The organism is Micromonospora sp. SCSIO 07396 (assembly GCF_053667945.1).
Genome location: NZ_CM132210.1, coordinates 4,203,964 through 4,226,205 on the forward strand (window position 1 = coordinate 4,203,964; position 22,242 = coordinate 4,226,205).

Below are 22,242 nucleotides of genomic sequence, written 5' to 3' on the forward strand. Positions count from 1 at the left end.
CTCAGGACACCGGGCCGGGCCCGCCGTCGGCCGCCGGGGCCCCCGCGTCCCGGTCGACGCGGACCGGGCCGGGAGTGGGTTCCGACCCCTGCCGGGACATCCGGTCGATCAGTCCGTTGGCCAGTTCCGGGGCGAGCCGCGCCAGGTCGAGCAGGCTGTCCAGCACGTCGTGGGCGTCGGCGGCGTATCGGCGGGTCAGCTCGCCCCGGTCACCGGTGGCCGGCAGCTGGGCGACCACCATGTCGATCAGCGCGTGGGTGTCGCTGCGGACCCGTCCGGCCACCTCGTCGAAGGCCGCCGGGTCGACCCGCCGGTCGGCGGTGAGTTTCTCCTGGAGCCGGCGGGCGCTGTCGATGCCGGCGGACAGCTCCTCCTGGAGCACCGATGCCGCGCGGGTGACGGCGGCCGACACCTCGTCGCCGACCTGATCGAAGCGTTCGTCACGGTGGGTGTCACGTTCGGGCATGGCCCAACCTCCCTCGATGCGACCTGTCCAGCGGATTTTTACACCAGCGCACCCCAGCCGGTCACGTACTGTAGGGATGCCGACCGGGTTCGCGTCGTCGCCACGCGGGTCGGATGTGACCGGGGCCACGCCGGGCCCCGGCGGCGTGACGTCCCACGCCGCGCCGACGCTGAGGGACACGAGATGACCCGATACCGTCTGGATCAGGAAACCGCTGAGCGGCTGCTCAGCGGGGTGGTCGACGGGTCGACCGGTCCGGTCCGGCCGCTGGCGACGCTGCTGACCGCGGTGCGCGCCGCCGTGGCCCCGGCCGAACTACCAGGCGAGCCGGCGGCGGTGTCGGCGTTCCGGGCCGCGCGCGCCGCCCTGGCCACCCCCGTCCCCGCCCGGTCCGCCGCCGATCCGACCGGACCGCTGGACGGCGACGACGTCCAGCCGCCGACGCCGACCGACGACCGCCGGGGCCGGTGACCGCCGAGCCACGGCAGACGACGGCACCGACGGGAGCTGGTAGCTTGCGCCGATGAGTCTGCGGCGTCGACGCCTGGCGGTGGCCTTCCGGCTGGCGATCGTGATCGGTGTGCTGGCCGGGATCGTGCTCACCGCCCTCGGCCCGGCCACCGTCACCGGGCTGCTGCCGTACTTCACCATCCAGAGCAACCTGGCGGTCGGCCTGTTCGCCGGTTACGCCGCCTGGCGGGCCGCGCGGCGTCGGCCCGAACCGCCGTCCGCGCTCAAGGGCGCGGTGACGCTCTACATCACCATCACCGGCGTGGTCTACCACCTGGTGCTGGCCAACCCGGCCAGCCCGTTCGCGATGACCCAGCCCGACCGGACGCCGGGCGAGGCGGTGGGCAACCAGCTCCTGCACACCGTCGTGCCGCTGCTCGCCGTCGCCGACTGGACGCTGTTCGACCCGCGCGGCCGGCTGCGCCCCCGGTACGCCCTCTGGTGGCTGGCGTTCCCGCTGGCGTACCTGGGGTTCGCCCTGGTACGCGGGCTGGTCGTGCACCGCTATCCGTACCCGTTCGTCGACGCCGGGCAGCTCGGCTACGACGGCGTCACGGTCAGCGCGGTCTTCTTCGCCGTCGCCTTCTGGCTGCTCGGTCTGCTCTTCGTCGGCGTCGACCGGGCCCTGTCCCGGTGGGTCACCCACCCGCCGGCCGACCCGGTCACCCCCACGCGACCGACCCCGCCACCGGCCGGACGGTCAGCGTAGCCGGGGGCGACGCCCCGGGCGTACGGCCGACCGGTCCCGGCCGTACGCGTCGGCCCGACCCCACCGGCCCGGCACGTCCAGCAGCTCGACCCGGCCGAAACCGGCGGGCAGGGCCGGGTTCACCAGCAGGTTGTCCCCGCAGGGCCGCAGCCCGAGGATCGTGCCGAGCAGCATCAGCAGGGCCCCGGCGGACCACGACTGCGGCCGGCCGGCCATCGGCAACTGCACCGGGTAGCCGGTGCTCTCCCGGGGATAACCGGCGACCACCTCCGGCACCGACCCGCCGACCAGATCCGCCATCGCGAAGATGCCGTCGGCGATCCGGGCGGCCTCCTCGTCATGGTGGTACCGCCGCAACCCGGCCGCGACCAGTGCGTTGTCCGACGGCCACACGGCACCCAGGTGCGCGCCCACCGGGTTGTACGCCAACTGTCCGGCGGCGAACGTGCGGACCCCGAAGCCGGAGAAGAGCTGCGGCCCCACCAGGTGGGCGGCGAGGGCGGCGGACCGGTCCTCGGCGACGATCCCGCTCCACAGCAGATGCCCGAGCTGGGACGTCAACGCCACCACGGGTGTGCCGTCCGGCTCCAGGGCCGACGCGTAGTACTCCTGGCCGGGCAGCCAGAAGTCCCTGTCGAACCGTTCCTTCAGCGCGGCGGCCTGCCGCTCCAGCAGGTCGGCGTACTCGGGCTCGCCCCAGAACTCCCGGGCCAGGCGGGCTCCACGCCGTTTCGCGTCGTAGGCGTAGCCCTGGAGTTCGCAGGTGGCCCTGGGCCCGGCGGGAGCCCGGCCGTCGGCGTCCACGATCGCGTCAGGCGAGTTGCGCCAGCCCTGGTTGACCAGCCCGTTGCGGGTGTTGCGCCGCTGGTAGCGCAGGTAGCCGTCGCCGGTCAGGTCGCCGTACCCGTCGATCCAGTCCAACGCCATCCGGGCCGGGTGGCGCAGCTGACGGACCAGCGCGGCGTCGCCGGACCAGCGCTCGTACTCGTCGAGCAGGATCACGAACAGCGGGGTGGTGTCGGCCGCCCCGTAGTAGAGCCCGGTCGGCTGCTCGTCGAAGGCGGCCGACTCGCCGTACCGCAGCTCGCCGAGGATCTTGCCGGGCTCCTCGTCGTGCTGGTCGTCGAGCCGGCCGCCCTGGAGCAGGGCGAGCATGCGCAGCGTGTTCGGGGCCAGTTCGGGGGTGAACGGCAGGGTCATCAGACAGGTGATCAACGCGTCCCGGCCGTAGAGCGCCATCGCCCAGGGCAGACCCCCCACCGGAACCCGCCCCGAGTACGCCAGCGGCACGTAGCGCAGCGCGGCCAGGTCGGTCAGCGCCTGCTCGTACGTCGCCGGCAGCCGTTCCCGCTCGCTGACCAGTTGCGGCGCCCGGTCGAGCCAGTCGCTCAGGTCGTGCCGCATGTCGTGGCGTACCCGCAGCCGGTGCGACTCCAGGCTCTCCCGCAGGTCGTGCCCGCCCTCGCCGCGGATGGACATCGCGACGTGCAGGTCGGTGGTCCACTTCCCGTGTGCCGGCACGGTGATCCGGTAGGTGAAGCCCCCCTCGTCGACGTCGGCCGGGGCGGTGCTGGAGACCGTCGCCTCCCGGGCGAACCGCTCCCGGTGGTAGCGCAGCCGCAGCACCGCGTCGGACGGGGAGGCGACCGTGGTGATCCGCCGGGGCGTCGGGCTGCGGATCTCCGAGGTGTCGGCGAAGTCCGCGCCGACCTCCATCCGCACCACGAACTCGGCCGGCTCGGCGGAGTGGTTGAGCACCGTCAACTGCTCGGTGAAGCTGTCGTCGATGGACCGGTGCCGGATCACCGACACGTCCGCGTCGACGTAGTGACTGGCCGTGCCGGGGACCAGGAAGAACCGGGTCTCGAAGTAGGTCATGTCGTCGCGGGACAGGGCGTGCAGCCGCTGCCCGTCGACGGTGAGCACCCAGCGGGACAGGAACCGGGTGTCGAAGGAGAACAACCCCACCGGCGTCCTCGGGTCCACCTCCATGTCGCCGTGCGCGTCGCTGACGGCGAAGGCGTTGCCGGCGATGACGTGGACCCGTTCCTCCCTCACCGGTGACCGTCCCGCTCCCGGGCGGCCTCCCGGGGGTGCCGGGCGTCGGGCGGGCCGGGGAAGATCCGCCGCAGCAGCATCAGCAGCAGCATGTTGCCCCGTACCGACAGGTCGTTGCGCAGCAGCGCGGTGGCGAGGTGGGTCCGGCCCGACGCCAACCGGTCGAAGACGTCCCGGTCGGCGCGGACGACCAGGTCGGCGTCCTCGGCGGACCGGGTGACCTCGACGCGCTGGTCGCGGACGGTCAACCGCCAGTGCGCGGTGTGCCCGTCCTCGGCGGCGTCCAGGCGCAGCGTGCCGCTTGTCGTCTCCGGCAGGTCGGGCCGCCGACCCCCGTCCCACCGGTCCAGGAACTCCGCCACCGACGTCCCCACGGCTGCCCTCCCCCACGGTGTGTCACGTGCCTGCTCAGCCTGCCGGTCGAGAGGGTGAGGCCGGCTCACCCGGGCCGGACGAGATCGGGCCGGACGAGTCACGGTCGCAGCAGGCCCCGCAGGTAGGCGGCCTGGCCGACATGTTGGAGGTCGTCGGCGGCGATGCTGACCAGCCGGACCCCGAGGGTCACCGGCGGGTCCCAGCTCTCGTCGACCACCCGGTCCAGGTCCGCCGGGCGCAACCCGGTCAGGAACCCCCGGGTCCGTTGCGCCACCGCCCGGTGGTAGTCGACGAGCGCCTGCGCGTTCTCCGGCCGGACCGTGGCGACCTGCTCGGGGGTGTGGCCGTAGCCGGTGTCGGCCGGGTCGGCGGGCAGCCCGAACCGGGCCGCCCGGTCACCGGCGACCCACACCTGGTCGACCCCGAGCAGGTCGGCGACCTGCTGGTCCTGGATCCGGGTGAGGTGCCAGACCAGCCAGCCGACCGGGTTGACGCCCGGCCGGGGGGTACGGCACAGCTCCTCGGGGCCGAGCCCGTCCACCGCCGCGTCCACCAGGTCGGGCAGTTGGTCGTAGATTCCGGTCAGCAGGTCGTCGACATCCACCGGGTCCTCCTCGTAGCGGCGTACCCGACCGGGATACCGCAACCGGACGACCACAAACCGCCGCGCCGGGAACCCCGGTGGCGCAGCGTGGTAGGGGTGGTGACGGGCCGGTCGCCGCACTAGCGTCGGCGGCACGGGGCCGCACCGTGCCCCGGGCGAATCGACCGGAGGGGCGTGGACCGTGTCGCTGCTGGCCGCGATGTCATCGTCGGTGGACGACCGTCCGGATCTGATCCGGGTGGGTGACCTGTCGCTGTCCCGGTCCCGGTTGCACGGGCTGGCCACCGCCGTCGCCGACGACCTGCATGGCCTGGACCGGGTCGCGGTCGAGACCACCCCGACGATGGAGACCGTGGTGGGGGTGGTGGGCGCACTGCTGGCGGGCACGGCGGTGGTGCCCGTGCCGCCGGACGCCGGGCCCCGGGAGCGGGAGCACATCCTGCGCGACTCGGCGGCCGGGGCCCTGCTCGCGCCGGCAGGCACGACCCCGGAGGGCTCCCCGGCGGCGGACAGGTTGCCTGTCGTCCCGGTAGACCTGGGCCGGGTGTCGGCGACCACGCATCCGGAACCCGGACCGGAGCGGACCGCCCTGATCCTCTACACCAGCGGCACCACCGGCGCGCCGAAGGGCGCGCTGCTGTCCCGGGGGGCGATCGCCACCTGCCTGGACGGGTTGGCCGACGCCTGGGCGTGGACGCCTGACGACCTGCTGGTGCACGGGCTGCCGCTGTTCCACGTGCACGGGCTGGTGCTCGGGGTGCTCGGGCCGTTGCGGGTCGGCAGCCGGCTGCACCACGTCGGCCGGCCGCAGCCCGAGCGGTACGCGGCGGCCGGCGGGACGCTCTACTTCGGCGTACCGACGATCTGGTCGCGGATCGCCGCCGCGTCGGCCTCGGCGCGCGCCCTGCGCGGCGCGCGGCTGCTGGTGTCGGGCAGCGCGGCGCTGCCCACGGCGGTCTTCGACGAGCTGACCGGGTTGACCGGGCACCGGGTCGTCGAGCGGTACGGCATGACGGAGACCCTGATCACGGTGAGCGCCCGCGCCGACGGCCCGCGCCGTCCGGGCGCCGTCGGGGTGCCCCTGCCCGGGGTACGCACCCGGATCGTCGACGAGCAGGGCCGGGACCTGCCCACCGACGGTACGGCGATGGGCGAGCTGCTGGTCACCGGCCCGACCCTGTTCGACGGTTACCTGAACCGGCCGGACGCCGACGCGGCGAGCCGTACCGCCGACGGCTGGTTCCGCACCGGGGACGTCGCCACCGTCGGCCCGGACGGGTGGCACCGCATCGTCGGCCGGGCGAGCACCGACCTGATCAAGAGCGGCGGGTACCGGATCGGGGCGGGTGAGGTGGAGGAGGCGTTGCTGGCCCACCCGGCGGTGCGCGAGGCGGCCGTGGTGGGCCTGCCGCACCCGGACCTGGGGCAGCAGGTCACCGCGTACGTGGTCGGCGACGGGGTGACCGGGCCGGAGCTGGTGGACTTCGTGGCCCGGCAACTGTCGGTGCACAAGCGGCCCCGGGAGGTGCGGCTGGTCGACGCCCTGCCCCGCAACGCGCTGGGCAAGGTGCAGAAGAAGCGCCTCGTCGAGGGGTGAGCCGTCAGACCTGCACGGGCGTCGGCAGCACCCGCCGCAGCCACGAGTCGGGGCGGGGGCGGGTACGCCACTCCCGGGGGTAGCCGACGGAGACCTCCTCGAAGCGCACCCCGTCGTGCCAGGTCACCCGGGGAATGTGCAGGTGCCCGTAGATCACCGCGGTGGCGTGGAAGCGGCGGTGCCAGTCGGCGGTGAGTTCGGTGCCGCACCACTGGGCGAACTCGGGGTAGCGCAGGATGTCGGTGGGCATCCGGACCAGCGGGTAGTGGTTGACCAGGACCTTCGGCACCGCCGGGTCGCTGCCGGCGAGCCGGGTCTCGGTCAGCGCCACCCGGGCCCGGCACCAGGCGTCCCGGCTCGGGTGCGGGTCGGGGTGCAGGAAGACCTCGTCGGCGCAGACCACCCCGGCGGCGTGGGCGCGGGCCAGTGCCTGTTCCTTGCTGGTGACGCCCGGCTCGCGGAACGAGTAGTCGTAGCCGACGAACAGCGGCGCGACCAGCAGCGGGCCGCCGGGCCCGGTCCAGATCGGGTAGTCGTCCTCGGGGGTGGCCACCCCCAGGTCCCGGCACTGCCGCACGATGGCCTGGTAGCGGGCCTCGCCGCGCAGCCGGACCGGGTCCTGCGAGTGGGTCCACAACTCGTGGTTGCCGGGCGCCCAGATCACCTTGGCGAACCGTTGGGCCAGCAGCGTCAGCGCCCAGGTGACGTCGGCGAAGAGTTCGGCGACGTCACCGGCGACGATCAGCCAGTCGCTGGCCGCTCGGGGCCACAGGCTCTCCACGATCTTCCGGTTCTCCGGGTACGCCACGTGCAGGTCGCTGACGGCGTAGATGCCGGCGTTCATCGGGTGTGGTCCCCTCGTTCGTCAGGTCCGCACGGCGGGGCGCGGTTCCGGGTCGGCTGGTGCGGTACGGCTCGGGTTCAGTGCGGTACGGCGACGACGGTCAGGGTCAGGCCGGCGTCGTGCAGGTAGCGACCGTCGAAGTCCCGACCGCGACCGGGGACGAGGACGCGGGCGGTGAAGGTGCGGTCGGTCGGGTGCAGGACGATCCGGGCCTCGTCGAAGCCGAGGAAGATCCCGGTGATCGGGAACCATGCCTTGTAGAGGGACTCCTTGGCGCTGAACAGCAGCCGGTCCCAGTGCGGTCCGGGGGCGTCGGTGGCCAGCCGGTCCACCATGGCGCGTTCCTCGGGCAGGGCGATCGCGTCGAGCACGCCGTCGGGCAGTGCCGCGTCGGGTTCGGCGTCGATGCCGATGGCGCGTACGTCGGCCGCGCGGGCGACCACGGCGGCGCGGTAGCCGGGGCAGTGGGTGAGGCTGCCGACCACACCGGACGGCCAGACGGGTGCGCCGCGTTCGCCGGTGAGCACCGGCGCGGGCGGTACGCCGAGGGCGCGCAGCGCCCGGCGGGCGCAGGTACGGGCGGTGGTGAACTCCCGCACCCGCTTCTCGACGGCGCGGGCCACCAGCGCGGCCTCCGCGGGGTGCAGCGGCTCGGTGTCGGTGTCGTCGAACGCCTCGACGGCGACGACGCCAGGCGGTGTGATCCGGTCGATCATGCGTCGGCCAGCGGCCTGATGGTCCAGGTGTCGCCGGTGTGGAGGAGGGTGGTGAGTTGTTGTTCGGGGGTGTCGGTGGTGGTGTTTTTGGCGGTGGTGATTTGGTGTTGGACGAGGGTGTCGTAGGTGGGGCGTTGGGTTTGGCGGAGGATGCCGATGGGGGTGTTGCGGTGGTCGGGTTGGGGGAGGCGGGTGAGGGCGAAGGCGTAGGCGGGGTCGGTGATGGTGGTGTCGTGGGTGATGATGTTTTCGGGTGGGGTGGTGGCGGTGTCGCGGATGTCGAGTCCGAAGCTGTGGGGTGGGTGGACGAGGCAGTGTTGTTTGTTGTGGCCGAAGGTGATGGGTTGGCCGTGTTCGAGGGGGATGAGGTAGTCGTCGCGGGTGTCGGGTTGTTTGAGTGGGTCGAAGGCGCCGTCGTTGAAGATGTTGCAGTTTTGGTAGATCTCGACGAAGGCGGTGCCGTGGTGTTGGGCGGCGGCGCGGAGGATGGTTTGGAGGTGTTTGCGGTCGGAGTCGATGGTGCGGGCGACGAAGGTGGCTTCGGCTCCGAGGGCGAGGGACAGGGGGTTGAAGGGGGCGTCGGTGGAGCCGGCGGGGGTGGATTTGGTGATTTTGCCGGTTTCGCTGGTGGGGGAGTATTGGCCTTTGGTGAGGCCGTAGATGCGGTTGTTGAAGAGCAGGATTTTGAGGTTGACGTTGCGGCGTAGGGCGTGGATGAGGTGGTTGCCGCCGATGGACAGGGCGTCGCCGTCGCCGGTGACGACCCAGACGGACAGGTCGGGGCGGGTGACGGCGAGGCCGGTGGCGATGGCGGGGGCGCGGCCGTGGATGGAGTGCATCCCGTAGGTGTTCATGTAGTAGGGGAAGCGGGATGAGCAGCCGATGCCGGAGATGAAGACGGTGTTTTCGCGGGGGATGTTGAGTTCGGGCATGAATTGTTGGAGGGCGGCGAGGATGGCGTAGTCGCCGCAGCCGGGGCACCAGCGGACTTCCTGGTCGGATTTGAAGTCTTTGCCGGTGAGTTTCAGGGCGACGGGTTCAGGCATTTTTGCAGACCTCTTCCAGCATCGTCTCCAGTTCGGCGGCGGTGAAGGGTAGGCCGCGGACCTGGTTGTAGGTGATCGCGTCGGTCAGGTATCGGGCGCGGATGATCTGGGCGAGTTGGCCGAGGTTCATCTCGGGGATGACGACGCGGTCGTAGGCGGAAAGGACGTCGCCGAGGTTGGCGGGCAGGGGGTTGAGGTGGCGTAGGTGGGCTTGGGCGATGGGTTGGCCGCGGTGGCGCAGGGTGCGGCAGGCGGCGCCGATCGGGCCGTAGGTGGAGCCCCAGCCGAGCACGAGGGTCCGGGCGGTGCCGTCGGGGTCGTCGACGTCGAGGTCGGGCACGTCGATGGCTTCGATGCGGGCGGCGCGGGTGCGGACCATGTAGTCGTGGTTGGCCGGGTCGTAGGAGATGTCGCCGGTCTTGTCGGCTTTTTCCAGGCCGCCGATGCGGTGTTGCAGGCCGGGGGTGCCGGGCACGGCCCAGGGGCGGGCCAGGGTGTCCGGGTCGCGTAGGTAGGGCAGGAACGTGACGCCGTCGTCGCCGTTGGGGGCGGTGGCGAACTCCACGCGCAGGTCGGGCAGGTCGTTGACGTCGGGTAGCAGCCAGGGTTCGGAGCCGTTGGCGACGTAGTTGTCCGACAGCAGGATCACCGGGGTGCGGTAGGTCAGGGCGATCCGGGCGGCCTCGAGGGCGGCGTGGAAACAGTCCGACGGGGACTTCGCGGCGATCACCGCGACGGGGGCTTCGCCGTGGCGGCCGTGCAGGGCCATGTTCAGGTCCGCCTGCTCGGTCTTCGTGGGCAGGCCGGTCGACGGGCCGGCGCGTTGCACGTCCACGATCACCAACGGGAGTTCCAGGGCGACGGCCAGGGAGATCGTCTCGGATTTCAGGGCGACACCGGGGCCGCTGGTGGTGGTCACTCCCAGGGCGCCGCCGTAGGAGGCGCCCAGAGCGGCGCCGACCGCGGCGATCTCGTCTTCGGCCTGCATGGTGACCACACCGAGCCGCTTGTGTTTCGACAACTCGTGCAGGATGTCCGACGCCGGGGTGATCGGATACGCGCCGAGGAACACCGGCAGCCCCGACCGCACCCCCGCCGCGACCAACCCCAACGACAGAGCAGCGTTACCGGTGATGTTGCGGTAGGTGCCCGGCAGCATCGCCGCGGGTTTCACCTCATACCGCACCGAGAACGAATCCGTCGTCTCGCCGTAGTTCCAGCCCGCCTTGAACGCCGCGATGTTCGCCGCGACCAGATCCGGCCGCTTGACGAACTTCCGCTCCAAAAACCGTAGGGTCGACTCGTACGGGCGGGAGTACATCCACGACAACAACCCCAGGGCGAACATGTTCTTCGCCCGCTCGGCGTCCTTCTTCGACACCGACAACTCCGCCAACGCACCCACCGTCATCGACGTCAACGCCACCGGATGCACCACAAACCCATCCAGGGTGTCATCGTCGAGAGGGCTGACCGCGTAACCGACCTTCGTCAGGTTCCGACGGGTGAACTCATCGGTGTTCACGATGATGTCCGCACCCCGACGCAGATCACCCACATTCGCCTTCAACGCCGCCGGGTTCATCGCGACCAACACGTTCGGCGCGTCCCCCGGCGTCAAAATATCGTAATCAGCGAAATGCACCTGGAAACTCGACACCCCCGGCAACGTCCCCGCAGGCGCCCGAATCTCCGCCGGAAAATTCGGCAACGTCGAAATATCATTACCCAACTGCGCCGTCTCCGAGGTGAACCTGTCCCCCGTCAACTGCATCCCGTCACCCGAGTCACCAGCAAACCGGATCACCACCCGGTCCAACTGACGCACCTCGGTCCCGCCGGGGGTCCCACCGTCCGTCGCCGGCGCATCGTCGTACCGTGTCGTGGAGGTCATGGGCGATCACGTCCCTCTCTGCTGCGCGGCGCGCACCACGACGGTGCGCCGCCGGTGAACGGGCGGGCCGACACCCGGCCCCGGCGGTACCAGCGCAGCCGTCGGCCGGCGCGGTACGGCCGGCGCAGGTCCGTACCGCCGGGGTCGGCGACCCCGGCGTCAGCCGGCGGGGTCGCCGACCGCATCAAGCGCCGGCGAGCGCGTGCGACCACACGCTAGGTTCCGGTCCCGGCCGTGCCAACCCTTAGCGATCCCCTACCCCGACCCACCCGCGGACGGCCCGGCGACGGGCGACGCGGGGCGTCCACCGGGGACGGCGCAGGGGGCGCGTGCCTCGACCCGGCATGGGACACTTGTCTACATGGGCGAGCTGACCAGCGGCGCAGTGGCCGAGCCGGGGTCACCGCTGCGGCCGGGCGATCCGGAACACGTCGGGCCCTACCGGCTGCGCCGCCTGCTCGGCTCGGGCGGCATGGGGGTGGTCTTCCTGGCCGAGGCCCCGGGCGGGGGCCGGGTCGCGGTCAAGGTCGTCCACGACGAGTTGCGCTCCCGGCCGGAGTTCCGGCGACGGTTCGCCCGCGAGGTCGCCGCCGCCGGCCGGGTCGCCGACTTCTGCACCGCCCGGGTGCTCGACGCCGACCCGCAGGGGTCGGTCCCCTACCTCGTCACCGAGTACGTGACCGGGTCGTCCCTGCACGAGCACGTGACCCGGCACGGCTCGCTCTCCGGCCCGCAGGCCGAGGCGCTGGCCGTCGGGGTGGCCGCCGGGCTCACCGCGATCCACGCCGCCGGGCTGGCGCACGGCGACCTCACCCCCCGCAACGTCCTGCTGTCCCCGTTCGGTCCGAAGGTCATCGACTTCGGGCTGGCCAGCCTGATCGAGGCACTCGACCCGACCACCGGCCCCTCGTACGGCACGCCCGGCTGGTTGGCCCCGGAGCGCCTCGCCGGTTTCCCGCCCGCCCAGCCCGCCGACGTCTACGCCTGGGGGATCCTCGTCGGCTGGGCCGCCACCGGTCGGCTGCCGGTCGACCCCCGGGTGCACCCGGCCGGCCCGCCCGACCTGAGCGGGCTGCCCGCCGGCCTCGCCGCAGTGGTCGCGCGGGCGCTGCGCACCGACCCCCGGCAACGTCCCACCGCCCGGGAGGCGATGCTGATCCTGGTCGGCAGCGCCGACACGGCCAGCATCCGCTCGGCGGTGGAACCGGTGGCCGCCACCACCGAGCAGCTCGACGGCACCCGGTGGTACCCGGTGGCCGGCCAGCCGGCCACCCTGGTCGCCCCGACGCCGCCGCCGCGTCGACCGCCGCCGCCCTGGCCGGCGGTGCTGACCGGGGTGGTGGCGGTGGTGGCCCTCGTCGTGCTGGGCGTGGTCGCGTTGCGACAGGCCGACCAGCGGGGGGCACCGTCCGCCGGGCCGGACCCGTCCGCGCCGTCCGGCGTCGTCACACCGAGCCCCACCCCGAGCCCGTCGCCCACCCCCACCCCCAGCCCCACCCCCGCCACCGCGACCGGGCAGGACGGGTCGCTGGAGTTCACCGTGACGGGGGTGCACTGCGGGTCGCGGGAGATCGGGTTCTGGCCGTTGACCCAGAAGGCGGACGGCGTGTTCTGCATGGTCGACGTCGACGTGGTCAACAAGGGGTCCAAGGGCACCATCGTCTGGCCGCTCAGCCAGCGACTGGTCGACGCGGACGGGCGGGGATACACCCCGGACACCCGTTCCCTGCTCTACTATCCGGACACGCAACGGTTGACCAAGAGCATCAAGCCCGGCGCGACGGTCAGCGGATCACTGGTCTACGACACGCCGGTCGGCACCGAACTGCGCCAACTGGTCGTCCACGACACGCCACTGAGTGCGGGCACCACCATCGATCTGCCGTGACCGGGGAGCCGGAGGACATGGACGTCGCCATCACCGCGGAACTCACCGGGCGGGCCCTGTCCCGGGCGCTGCACGCCACCGGGCGCGGCGTGGTGCTCGTCGCCAGCGCCGCGCTCAGCCTGGCCCTGCTCGTCGCCACCGTGCTCGCCACGGCGTTCATCTCGCTCGGCGTCGGGGTGCTGCTGCTGCCCCTGGTCACCCCGCTGGTCCGCTGGCTCACCGGGCTGTGCCGGGATCTCGCCGGCCGGGCCGGGGTGTCGATCGCCACGCCCTACCTGCCCGCGCCGCCGACCGAGCGGGGGGTGGTCGGCTGGGTGCAGCGCTGCCGGTCCATCCTCACCGACCCGGCGACCTGGCGCGACCTGCTGTTCCTCCTGCTCAACGTGTTCGTCGGCTTCGTGCTCGGCCTGCTGCCGGTCACCCTGCTGGTCTACTCGGTGGAAGGGCTGCTGCTCTCCGCCGGGTTCTGGATGCTGATGCGGGAGTCCGGGGTGGATTTCTGGTACGGCTTCACCCCGATGGACACCTGGCCGCACGCGGTGCTCGGCGCGCTGGTCAGCCTGGTGGTGTTCGCGATCTGGGTGGCCGCCGCCCCCGGGGTGGTGGCCGGACACGCCTACTTCGCCCGGACGCTGCTGGGCCCGAGCGAACGGGCGGAGATCGCCTCCCGGATGCGGCACCTCTCCGAGACCCGCTCGGATGTGATCAACATCCAGGCCACCGAACTGCGCCGGATCGAACGGGACCTGCACGACGGGGCGCAGGCCCGGTTGGTCGCGATCGGCATGAAGCTCGGTGCGGCCACCCGGCAGCTGCGGACCAATCCGGACGTCGCGGAGACCCTGCTGGTCGACGCGCGCAACGCCACCGCCAGCGCGCTGGAGGAACTGCGCTGCCTGATCCGGGGCATCCACCCGCCGGTGCTGGCCGAGCGGGGGCTGGAGGACGCCATCCGGGCGATCGCGTTGGAGAGCCCGATCGAGGTCGACGTCATCGCCGACGTACCCGGCCGGCTGGCCGCCCCGGCGGAGTCCGCCGTCTACTTCGCCCTGTCGGAGCTGTTGAACAACGTGGTCAAGCACGCCAACGCCGACCGGGCCAGCATCGACCTGCGGCACGAGGACGGTTCGCTGCGCGCCGTGGTGATCGACAACGGTCAGGGCGGTGCCGACGCCACCCTCGGCACCGGACTCCGAGGCATCGAGCGGCGCTGTGCTACGTTCGACGGGACGCTCGTCCTCAGCAGTCCCGAAGGTGGGCCGACCGTCGCGATCCTGGAGCTGCCGTGCGCGTTGTACTCGCCGAGGACCTCTTCCTCCTGAGACAGGGAATGGTCCAGCTCCTCGAATCCTACGACTTCGAGATCGTCGCGGCGGTCGACAACGGCCCGGCCCTGCTCGACGCCCTGGTGACCCTCCGCCCGGAGGTCGCGGTGGTCGACGTTCGCCTGCCCCCGACCTTCACCGACGAGGGCCTGCAGGCAGCCCTGGAGGCGCGTCGCCGCTGCCCCGGACTGCCCATCCTGGTCCTCTCCCAGCACGTCGAGCAGTTGTACGCCAAGGAGCTGCTCGCCGACGCCAGCGGCGGCATCGGCTACCTGCTCAAGGACCGGGTGCTCAACAGCGACCAGTTCGTCGACGCGATCCGCCGGGTCGCCGACGGGGGCACCGCGATGGACCCACAGGTGATCTCGCAGCTGCTCGCCGGCAGGTCCCGTCGGGAGCCACTGTCGACCCTCACCCCGCGCGAGCGGGAGGTGCTCAAGCTGATGGCCGAGGGATGTTCGAATACGGCCATCGCCCAACGTCTCATCGTCAGTCAGGGTGCCGTCGCCAAGTACACGACCAGCATCTTCACCAAGCTGGACCTGACCCCGGCCGACGACAGCAACCGCCGGGTGCTGGCCGTGCTGGCGTACCTCAACGGCACCCGGGCCGACGTCGGCTGACCCGACACCACACACGACGGTGCCCCCGGTCGGTCGACCGGGGGCACCGTCGTGTGTGCGGGTTGCCGTCACTCGACGGCGACGGCGGCCTCCGCCGGCCGGGAGAGCATCACCCGGCGGCCCGGCAGCACGGTGGCGGCGAAGGCGAGCACGGTCGCGCCCGCCACCACGGCCAGATAGATCCAGATCGGACCGGAGGGCACCGGTCGGCCCAGCACCACGATGCTGAACGGCATCAGCGTCGCGATGGAGGCGATCGTGCCGAGCACCACCCCGATGACCGCGACCATGCCCGCCTCCACGCTGAGCATCTGGAGGGCCTGCTTGCGGGTGGCGCCGATGAGCCGCTGCATGCCCAACTCCCGGCGGCGGCCGGCGGTCGCCACGATCAGGGTGTTCGCCACCGAGATCATCGTGTAGCCGGCGACCAGGGCGACGAGCAGGTAGTTGACCCAGGCCTGGGTCTTGGTCCGCTCGGCGAACGTGGTGATCGCCTCCCGCCCCTCGATCATCGTGCCGGGGTTACCGGCGACCTTCTCCCGCAGGCTGGCCGTCAGCGCGTCCCGGCTGGTGCCGGGTTCGGCGGTGACCAGGATCTGCCGGGACAGCCCGGTGGTGCTGTGCGCGGCGAGCAGGTCGGCGGGGAGCAGGATCGTCTCGAACCCCTTCTTCGCCGGGTAGAGCGCCACCACCCGCAGGTCCACCGCCGAGCGGTCGCCGAGCCGCAGGGTGATCTGGTCGCCGACGCCGACGTTGAGGTTCTTCCCGGCCACCTCGGGCAGCGCCACCGTGTCGCCCCGCAGGTCACCGAGGTTGCCGTCGCTGGTGCGCACCCCGGTGATGCCGGCGGCGCTGGCCCCGCTGACCCCCTGCAACGGCCAGGGCGACTCGACGTGCGACCCGTCGTACGGCTTGTTGATCCAGCCGGCGCTGGTCACGTACGCCGACGCCTCCTCGACGCCCGGCGCGGACCGGATCGCCTCCACGGTGTCGGCGGGGAAGCCGCCGGTGGTGGAGCTGAGCACCAGGTCGGCCCGCAGGTTGTCCGAGTAGTAGCGCTCGGCGGCCTCGTTCTGGGTGGTCTGGAGGTAGAAGTTGGCCACCGCCAGCGCCACGGCCAGCATGATCGGGGTGACCGCGGAGGCCACCCGGACGGCGCGGGTGCGGACGTTGACCGTGCCGAGGTAGCCGGCGAGGCCGAAGAACGCCCGTACCGGCAGGCTGAGCACGCCGGCCAGCAGCCGGGTCAGCCCCGGGCTGATCAACGCGATCGAGATCGCCCAGCACATCACCGCCGGCCCGGCGGTCGCGGACGCCACCGCGCCCTGCATCACGATCGCGGTCACCAGGATCAGCGCGAAGCCGGCGGCGAAGAACAGGATGGAGAACACCACCCGGGGCCAGCTCACCCACTTGCGCTGCAGGGCGGCCTCGGCGATGCCGGCGGTGGGCTTGGTCTTGGAGGGGCGGCGACCGGCGACGTAGGCGGCGACCATGGCGGCGAAGATGCCGATCGCGGGCGCGGCCAGGTAGGGGATGAAACCCTGGTGGAACTGCACCACCGGCGAGATGACCCCGGCGTCGGAGACGATGTCGTAGAGCAGCGGCCCGAGGAACACCCCGGGCGCGCAGCCGAGGATCGCCGCACCGACCGCGACGACGAGCGCCTCACGGCGCACCATCGCACGGATCTGCCGGGGCGTCGCGCCGATCGAACGCAGCAGCGCGATCTCCTTCTGCCGCTGCTGCACCGACAGGCCCAGCGTGCTGGCGACCACGAAGATCGCCACGAAGACCGTCATGCCGGCGAAGACCCCGGAGAGCGGGATGAGCTGCGCCTGACCGCCGACCGCCTCGGGGAACTCGGCCGCGCCCCGGTCGTCGCCGGTGAGCACGACGAGCTTGCGGTCGGCGAGGGCCCGCTCGATCCGCTCGCGCAACGCGTCCAGGTCGGTGCCGGGCTTGGCCAGCACACCGATCGCGTCCGCGGTGCCGGTGTGCGGGTTGAGCCGCCGCTCGTCGTCGTCGGAGAAGAACAGCGCCGACTGGCTCAGCTCACCGGGCGGCGCGGCGATGCCGGTCACCTGGAAGGACGACTGGACCCCGCCGACCACGACGTCGACCCGGTCGCCGACCTTGATCCGGGCCAGCTTGGCCACCGCCCGGTCCAGCACCACCTGGCCGGCCTGGGCCGGCGGCTGCCCGTCGAGCCGGTACGGCCCGAGCTGCGCCGACTCCCACCGGTGGCCCAGCGACTGGGTCCCGACGATCACCGGTGCGCCGTTGCGGACGACGGTGGCGGCGAACGACGCCTCGGCCACCGCCCGTTCGACCCCGGGCACGCCCTGGATCTTGCCGACCAGGCCCGGATCGATCCAGTACCGCTCGGCCAGCGGCACCGACTTGATGTTCTTGGTGTCCTGCGGGTCCTTCTTGGGCACGCCGTAGGTCTGCTTGCCGCTCACCACCACGTCGGCCGCCGCCAGCCGCTGCGGCGGGACGGCCATCCGGATGCCGGTCTCCATCAGCCCGCCACAGGCGACGATCAGCGCCACACCGAAGAAGACCGCGATAAATGTCGCGATAAAGGCGAGCTTGCGGTAGCGCAGGGTGCGCCACGCGAGGTACGTCATCAGAAGCCACCCCTGCCGGTGGACTGCGGCGCCCGGTTCTGCTGCCACGCGGTCAGGTGGGTCATCCGCTCGGCCACCACGTCGGCGGTCGGCGCCTCCAGTTCACCGATGAACTGGCCGTCGGCGAGGAACAGCACCCGGTGCGCGGCAGCGGCGGCGACCGGGTCGTGGGTCACCATGATGATGGTCTGTCCCCCGCTGGACACCGTCTCGCGGAGCAGTTGCAGCACCTCGATGGTGGTCTGGGTGTCCAGCGCGCCGGTCGGCTCGTCGGCGAAGATGACCGCCGGGCGCATGATCAGCGCCCGCGCGATCGCGACCCGCTGCTGCTGACCACCGGACAGCTCGCTCGGCAGGTGCTTGCGCCGCTCGGCCAGCCCCACCCGGCCCAGCACCTCCACCACGGAGTGCCGGTCGGGCCGGCGGCCGGCCAGCCGGAAGGGCAGGCCCACGTTCTGCTCGACGTTGAGCGCCGGCATCAGGTTGAACGCCTGGAAGATGAAGCCGACCCGCTCCCGACGCAGCCGGGTCAGCTGGTTCTCGTTCATGCCACTGAGTTCCTTGCCGTCCAGCACCACCGAGCCGGACGAGGGCACGTCGAGCCCCGCCGCGCAGTGCAGGAACGTGCTCTTGCCGGAGCCGGACGGCCCCATCACGGCCGTGAAGCTGCCCCGGGGGAAGCTCATCGTGACGCCGCGCAGCGCGTCGACACGGTTGTCGCCGCGCCCGTACGTCTTGCGCACGTCGTCGAGCCGCACCGCGTCGGCACCACTGATCGGCGTCCGCCGGTCCTTGTTTCTGTTCACCTCATGCTCCCCGCAAAAGAACGTCGCCGAACGGCGGTGGGTACATGTTTCACGGTATGGATCGGGCCGATTGCGCTCAATGGAGCTAATGACCCGAAGGGGTGGGCCTAGGCCCACCCCGGAATCGCCACCGCTGACGAGCTCAGCTCGCCTGGACCGCCGACTCCCACTGCGGCCAGGACCGCTCGGTCCCGCCCGGCGCGACGGCGAGCAGCCCGGCCCCGGCGGCGTCCATCGGCAGCCCCAGCGACAGCTCGGTGCGCCGCCTGACGTTCAGCTTCCGGTAGACCCGGGTGAGGTGCTGTTCGACGGTGCTCACCGTGATGTAGAGCTTCTTGCCGATCTCCCGGTTGGTGTGGCCGAGCGCGGCGAGCGTCGCCACCCGCTGCTCGGCGTCACTGAGCCGGGACATCTCCTCGTGCTCCGGCGGGGTGTCCGGGTCGTCGGCGCCGGCCGCGTCGCCCCCGGGCAGCAGCCGGCGGCACAACGCCTGTGCCTGGATGTCCTTGGCGAGCTGCATCGCGCTGCGGGCCACCACCCGCGAGGTGTTGAACTCGCCCCGCCCGTAGTGCGCGCTGCTGAGCGCGGCCAGGGCCAGGAAGAGCTGGTAGCGGTCGCCGGACTCCTGGAGCAGGTTGGCCGCCTGGCGCAGCGTGTTGACCCGCTGCTTGACGTCGAGCGCGGACCCGAGCAGCCGCAGTGAGATGCCCCGGGTGCGGGCGTTGTCGGCGCCGGGCCGGGAGAGCTGCTCGGTCACCATGCCCCGGGCCCGGTCGGGCCGGCCGGAACGCAGGTAGACCTGGGCCAGGTCGCCGCGCCAGGGCAGCAGGGTCGGCAGGTCCATCCCCCACTGGGTGGCCAGCTGCCCGCAGGTCTCGAAGTCGGCCAGCGCCGCGTGCACCCGCCCGCCGGCCAGGTGCAGGTGGCCCCGGGCCCGCAGGTACATCGGCCAGAACCAGGTGTCGCGCATCGCGTCCGGGATGACGTGCTTGAGCTGCGCCTCGGCCTCGTCGAGCTTGTCCATGCCGATCTTGGCGAGCAGCATGTTGGACAGCGGTGAGCCGATCGCCACGCCCCAGTTGTGCGGGGACATCGCGTCCAGCGCCTCCCGGGCGAACCGCTCGCTGAGCGGCAGGTCGCCCTGGCGCAGCGCGATGTGCGAGCGGACGTCGGACAGGATGGCGTGCCAGGTGGTGGCGCCCCGCGCGCCGGCCTCGGTGCCGAGCACGTCGCACCAGTGCACAGCGCGGTCCATCCGGTCGGCGTAGACCAGGGTCTGCAGGGCGCACAGCGCCGACTCCAGCCCGACGTCGACCAGCAGGTGGCTGCCGAGCACCTGCTCGGCGCGGGCGATCACCTCGTCGGTCACCCCGTCGGTGAGCACGGCGGTCAGCGACGGCGTGGCTGACCCGAGGGAGCCGTCGGAGCGGGCCGGGGCACCGGCCGGCGTGGCCGTCGGGCCGACGTCGGCGTCCAGCTCGGCGAAGGCGACGGGGAAGTGCAGCCGCAGCCACTCCGCGCATCCCTCCAGCTCGGCGGCGGTGGTGGCGTCGAGCTGCTGCCGGTTGTCGCGCAGGTGCCGCAGGGTCTCCTGGGCGTCCGCCCGGTGGCCGTGCCAGAGCTGGTAGCGCAGCAGCGCGGCGGCGTGCCGTTCGGAGAGGTGCCCGGCCCGCAGCGCCTCGCGCTGCGACTGGAGGTGCTGGCTCACCGCCGCCGGGTTGACCCGCCACTGGCAGGCGGCCAGCATCGCGGTCAGCGCCGCCCGGCGCGGCTCGTCGTCGCACATGTCGTGCGCCAGCTTGAGCGACTCCACCGCGTCGTCGACGCGGTCCTCGGCCAGTGCGTGCGTCGCCGAGTCCTGGAGCACCGTGATCGCCCACGGTTCGGCCAGGCCACCGGCGGCGAGCAGGTGCCCACCGATCGCCGGCGCCGGAGCGCCCTCGGCGTGCAGCAGTTCCGCCGCCCGGGCGTGCATCTCGGACAGCGCGTCCGGGGCCAGGTCGTGCAGGACGGCCGCCCGCGCCGCCGGGTGCCGGAACCGGCCGCCGTGCAGCAGGCCGGACATCGTCAACGCGTTGAGCACCCACTGGACCCGGGCCGGCTTGGTGTCCAGCAGCCGGGCCAGCAACGCCGGGGTGGCGAAGTCGCCGAGCAGGGCCAACCCGTGGGCGGTCTCCAGGATGGTCGGGTCCCAGCGGCGCAGGCAGGCCAGGACGGCCTGGCGGAACTGGTCACCGACGACCACCTCGGTGGGCTCCGTCGCCCCGGCGACCCGCCGGTCCTGGCCGAGCGCGTGCAGCAGCAACGGGTTGCCACCGCTGACCCGGTGGTACGCCGGGGCGAGCGCCGTGGCCGTCTCGTCGTCGGTCCAGCCGCGCAGCAGTTCGGCGACGCCCGCCTCGGACAGCGGTGACAGCTGGATGTTGCAGAAGCTCGCCTGCCGGCTGATCTCGGCCCGGAACTCCGGATGGAACGGCTGGGGCTGCGGTGACTCGGTGAGCACCACCAGGATCTGTGCGGCGGTGAGCCGGCGCTGGAGGTAGAGCAGGGTGTGCAGGGTCCGCTCGTCGGCGAACTCGACGTCGTCGACGAGCAGTACGAGCGGCCGGCTACGGGCGAGGTCGAGCAACTCGACACACATGGCGTGCACGGCCCTGATGTCGGCGTCACCCTCCGTCGCGACGCCGTCGATGTCGACGAACGCGCCGATGCGCCGCATCACCTCGGCCGGCAGCGGCACGCTGTGGAACAGCTGCCCCATCACGGCCGCGGGCAGCAGCCGTTCCGCCCGGGAACAGGCGGCGCGCAGCACCAGCCCGCCCGCCGCGCCGACGTGGTCGGCGAAGGCCCGCAACAGCTCGGTCTTGCCCGTGGCACCGGGGCCGCTGATCAGCGCGACCCGCCCCCTGCCCGTGGCACTGTCGGAGTAAAGGTCCCGCAAGATGTCAAGCTCGCGGCTTCTCTCCACAAAATCCACCCGTCTCCCCCCAGGTCAGCGATGACGCATCGAACGGGCGCTGCCGGCTCCGGGTCAGGCCCCCGACGAAACCGTTCGGCTCGATGCCACGCGGTCCGCCGGGACCCGCCCGGTCACTGGCCACGTCAGCCGGCAAACCAGGTCTTGCAATGATGACTGCCAATTGATTGATGGCTTTCACCGCGTCCCGACGGCGAGCACAGCATACATAGACACCCGTACAAGACGGTAGTGGGGTGATGATACTTCGTCACCGATATTACGAGCGGGGATGGCGTTTTGTCGGTTTGTCGTCCCCGGTCGAGAAATTACCACTCGGTAGCAATTACATGATCGAAGAGCCATCGCGACCCCTCCCACCTGCGCGGATGACCGCAGATTCCACCCACGGCACACGGCCCTGACCTGGGAAATGACTCCGACAGAGGACTCCTACCGGAAGCTTTCGGGCCAACTCCCCCCGGCCTGCACCGTTGCCCCCGACGTCGGCACACCACCACCGACCGGACGAGAAGCATCGAATCGGGCAATCTACTCTTGAGCAAAAATTGAGTTTCAGGGAGAAGACAGCTCTATTACAGAAGCAATTCATAAGCATTGGTCAATGCCGTACCCTTGCGGCAAGCCGGGGGCTATCACAAATGCGACTCACCGGGCCGCAAAGTAACCGCAGGTTGGCCGGCCGTTGAAATCTGGCCCCCGGTCGGGAGTTAGGGGTCGCTTCCGGGTATGCGCCGACCGGCGGTGCCGCCACGCTGGAGGCATCCGAGGGCAGTGACGCGAAACACTGTCGATCGCGTCTCCCGCCCCCAGCCGAGGAGGAAAGCGTGGACGATCTCACCCGGGTGAGCAGCGCGCGGCGGTTCAGCGACGTTCGCGGCGGCGACCACTTCGACGTGGTGCTCGAAGGTGGCCCGGTCGGGCTGACGGCCGTCGAGCGGGCCCACAGCGCGCCGGCCGGCACCGGCCGGATCAAGGTGCCCTACCTGGGCGGCTACGAGCACTTCGAGCGTTCCAGTGACCACGACGGCCTCAACGACGACGCCTCGCGGGTGGTGGTCTTCCGCTGGACCATGCGGACGAAGATCGCCGAATGAGCGGTACGACGGGCGGGGCGCCGGCCACCGGCGTCCCGCCCGTCGTGTTGTCCGCACCCGGTGCGCTCGGTGCC

18 protein-coding genes are annotated in these 22,242 nt (G+C 72.0%); 7 read left to right on the top strand and 11 right to left on the bottom strand.

Annotation, left to right across the window (positions count from 1 at the left end; translation table 11 throughout):
* Nucleotide 1: 1 nt before the first annotated feature.
* Nucleotides 2-466, bottom strand: a complete 465-nt coding sequence (locus ACWCHM_RS18105; protein WP_281899232.1) for a hypothetical protein — start codon at nt 464-466, stop codon at nt 2-4.
* Between the two features lie 183 nt (nt 467-649).
* Here ACWCHM_RS18105 and ACWCHM_RS18110 point away from each other — a divergent pair, with 183 nt between their 5' ends.
* Both ACWCHM_RS18110 and ACWCHM_RS18115 read left to right on the top strand, forming a co-directional pair.
* Nucleotides 650-937, top strand: coding sequence for a hypothetical protein (locus tag ACWCHM_RS18110; protein ID WP_281899234.1), 288 nt, complete (start codon nt 650-652; stop codon nt 935-937).
* Between the two features lie 52 nt (nt 938-989).
* Nucleotides 990-1,685 carry a Pr6Pr family membrane protein gene (locus ACWCHM_RS18115; RefSeq protein ID WP_421488941.1) on the top strand — a complete coding sequence of 232 codons (696 nt, stop codon included), beginning with the start codon at nt 990-992 and terminating at the stop codon, nt 1,683-1,685.
* On the opposite strand, the gene ACWCHM_RS18120 is transcribed toward ACWCHM_RS18115, so the two are convergent.
* The 3 genes from ACWCHM_RS18120 to ACWCHM_RS18130 all read right to left on the bottom strand — a co-directional run bounded on the left by ACWCHM_RS18120 (nt 1,677) and on the right by ACWCHM_RS18130 (nt 4,722).
* Nucleotides 1,677-3,743, bottom strand: a complete 2,067-nt coding sequence (locus tag ACWCHM_RS18120; RefSeq protein ID WP_454219098.1) for an amylo-alpha-1,6-glucosidase — start codon at nt 3,741-3,743, stop codon at nt 1,677-1,679. The two genes, ACWCHM_RS18115 and ACWCHM_RS18120, sit on opposite strands and share 9 nt — an antisense overlap.
* Nucleotides 3,740-4,117: an SCP2 sterol-binding domain-containing protein gene (locus ACWCHM_RS18125; RefSeq protein WP_454219100.1), complete on the bottom strand. Its 378-nt coding sequence runs from the start codon at nt 4,115-4,117 to the stop codon at nt 3,740-3,742. The genes ACWCHM_RS18120 and ACWCHM_RS18125 overlap by 4 nt, the downstream gene beginning before the upstream one ends.
* 98 nt (nt 4,118-4,215) lie before the next feature.
* Nucleotides 4,216-4,722: a mycothiol transferase gene (locus tag ACWCHM_RS18130; protein ID WP_204961438.1), complete on the bottom strand. Its 507-nt coding sequence runs from the start codon at nt 4,720-4,722 to the stop codon at nt 4,216-4,218.
* Nucleotides 4,723-4,921: 199 nt separating this feature from the next.
* Here ACWCHM_RS18130 and ACWCHM_RS18135 point away from each other — a divergent pair, with 199 nt between their 5' ends.
* Entirely contained in the window at nt 4,922-6,319 is a 1,398-nt protein-coding gene (locus tag ACWCHM_RS18135) for an acyl-CoA synthetase (RefSeq protein ID WP_454223103.1), read from the top strand.
* Between the two features lie 4 nt (nt 6,320-6,323).
* On the opposite strand, the gene ACWCHM_RS18140 is transcribed toward ACWCHM_RS18135, so the two are convergent.
* The 4 genes from ACWCHM_RS18140 to ACWCHM_RS18155 all read right to left on the bottom strand — a co-directional run bounded on the left by ACWCHM_RS18140 (nt 6,324) and on the right by ACWCHM_RS18155 (nt 10,753).
* The gene (locus ACWCHM_RS18140) at nt 6,324-7,163 is read right to left on the bottom strand and encodes a metallophosphoesterase family protein (protein WP_454219103.1); all 840 of its coding nucleotides are present in this window, start codon (nt 7,161-7,163) and stop codon (nt 6,324-6,326) included.
* Nucleotides 7,164-7,240: 77 nt separating this feature from the next.
* On the bottom strand, nt 7,241-7,879 hold the full coding sequence (locus ACWCHM_RS18145; protein WP_454219105.1) for a 4'-phosphopantetheinyl transferase family protein: 639 nt from the start codon (nt 7,877-7,879) through the stop codon (nt 7,241-7,243).
* A complete protein-coding gene (locus ACWCHM_RS18150; protein ID WP_454219106.1) occupies nt 7,876-8,925 on the bottom strand; it encodes a 2-oxoacid:ferredoxin oxidoreductase subunit beta in 1,050 nt (349 codons plus the stop codon). Before ACWCHM_RS18150 ends, ACWCHM_RS18145 begins: the two co-directional genes overlap by 4 nt.
* The gene (locus tag ACWCHM_RS18155) at nt 8,918-10,753 is read right to left on the bottom strand and encodes a 2-oxoacid:acceptor oxidoreductase subunit alpha (protein WP_454223104.1); all 1,836 of its coding nucleotides are present in this window, start codon (nt 10,751-10,753) and stop codon (nt 8,918-8,920) included. Before ACWCHM_RS18155 ends, ACWCHM_RS18150 begins: the two co-directional genes overlap by 8 nt.
* 427 nt (nt 10,754-11,180) lie before the next feature.
* Between ACWCHM_RS18155 and ACWCHM_RS18160 the strand changes: the two genes are divergently transcribed.
* From ACWCHM_RS18160 to ACWCHM_RS18170, 3 genes are read left to right on the top strand one after another with little or no spacing between them, the layout of a single operon-like run.
* Complete coding sequence (locus ACWCHM_RS18160) at nt 11,181-12,707, top strand: serine/threonine-protein kinase (protein WP_454219108.1); 1,527 nt, start codon at nt 11,181-11,183, stop codon at nt 12,705-12,707.
* Nucleotides 12,708-12,724: 17 nt separating this feature from the next.
* Nucleotides 12,725-14,029, top strand: a complete 1,305-nt coding sequence (locus ACWCHM_RS18165; RefSeq protein WP_308447894.1) for a sensor histidine kinase — start codon at nt 12,725-12,727, stop codon at nt 14,027-14,029.
* The gene (locus ACWCHM_RS18170; protein ID WP_204928153.1) at nt 13,993-14,655 is read left to right on the top strand and encodes a response regulator; all 663 of its coding nucleotides are present in this window, start codon (nt 13,993-13,995) and stop codon (nt 14,653-14,655) included. The genes ACWCHM_RS18165 and ACWCHM_RS18170 overlap by 37 nt, the downstream gene beginning before the upstream one ends.
* A 68-nt stretch (nt 14,656-14,723) precedes the next feature.
* Here ACWCHM_RS18170 and ACWCHM_RS18175 read toward each other — a convergent pair whose 3' ends face one another.
* The 3 genes from ACWCHM_RS18175 to ACWCHM_RS18185 all read right to left on the bottom strand — a co-directional run bounded on the left by ACWCHM_RS18175 (nt 14,724) and on the right by ACWCHM_RS18185 (nt 21,071).
* Nucleotides 14,724-17,288, bottom strand: a complete 2,565-nt coding sequence (locus tag ACWCHM_RS18175) for an FtsX-like permease family protein (RefSeq protein WP_454219111.1) — start codon at nt 17,286-17,288, stop codon at nt 14,724-14,726.
* The gene (locus ACWCHM_RS18180) at nt 17,288-18,094 is read right to left on the bottom strand and encodes an ABC transporter ATP-binding protein (RefSeq protein WP_204957242.1); all 807 of its coding nucleotides are present in this window, start codon (nt 18,092-18,094) and stop codon (nt 17,288-17,290) included. Before ACWCHM_RS18180 ends, ACWCHM_RS18175 begins: the two co-directional genes overlap by 1 nt.
* Nucleotides 18,095-18,236: 142 nt before the next feature.
* Entirely contained in the window at nt 18,237-21,071 is a 2,835-nt protein-coding gene (locus ACWCHM_RS18185) for a helix-turn-helix transcriptional regulator (protein WP_204957241.1), read from the bottom strand.
* An 827-nt stretch (nt 21,072-21,898) separates the two neighbouring features.
* Between ACWCHM_RS18185 and ACWCHM_RS18190 the strand changes: the two genes are divergently transcribed.
* The gene (locus ACWCHM_RS18190; RefSeq protein ID WP_204957240.1) at nt 21,899-22,168 is read left to right on the top strand and encodes a DUF5988 family protein; all 270 of its coding nucleotides are present in this window, start codon (nt 21,899-21,901) and stop codon (nt 22,166-22,168) included.
* Nucleotides 22,169-22,242 lie beyond the last annotated feature (74 nt).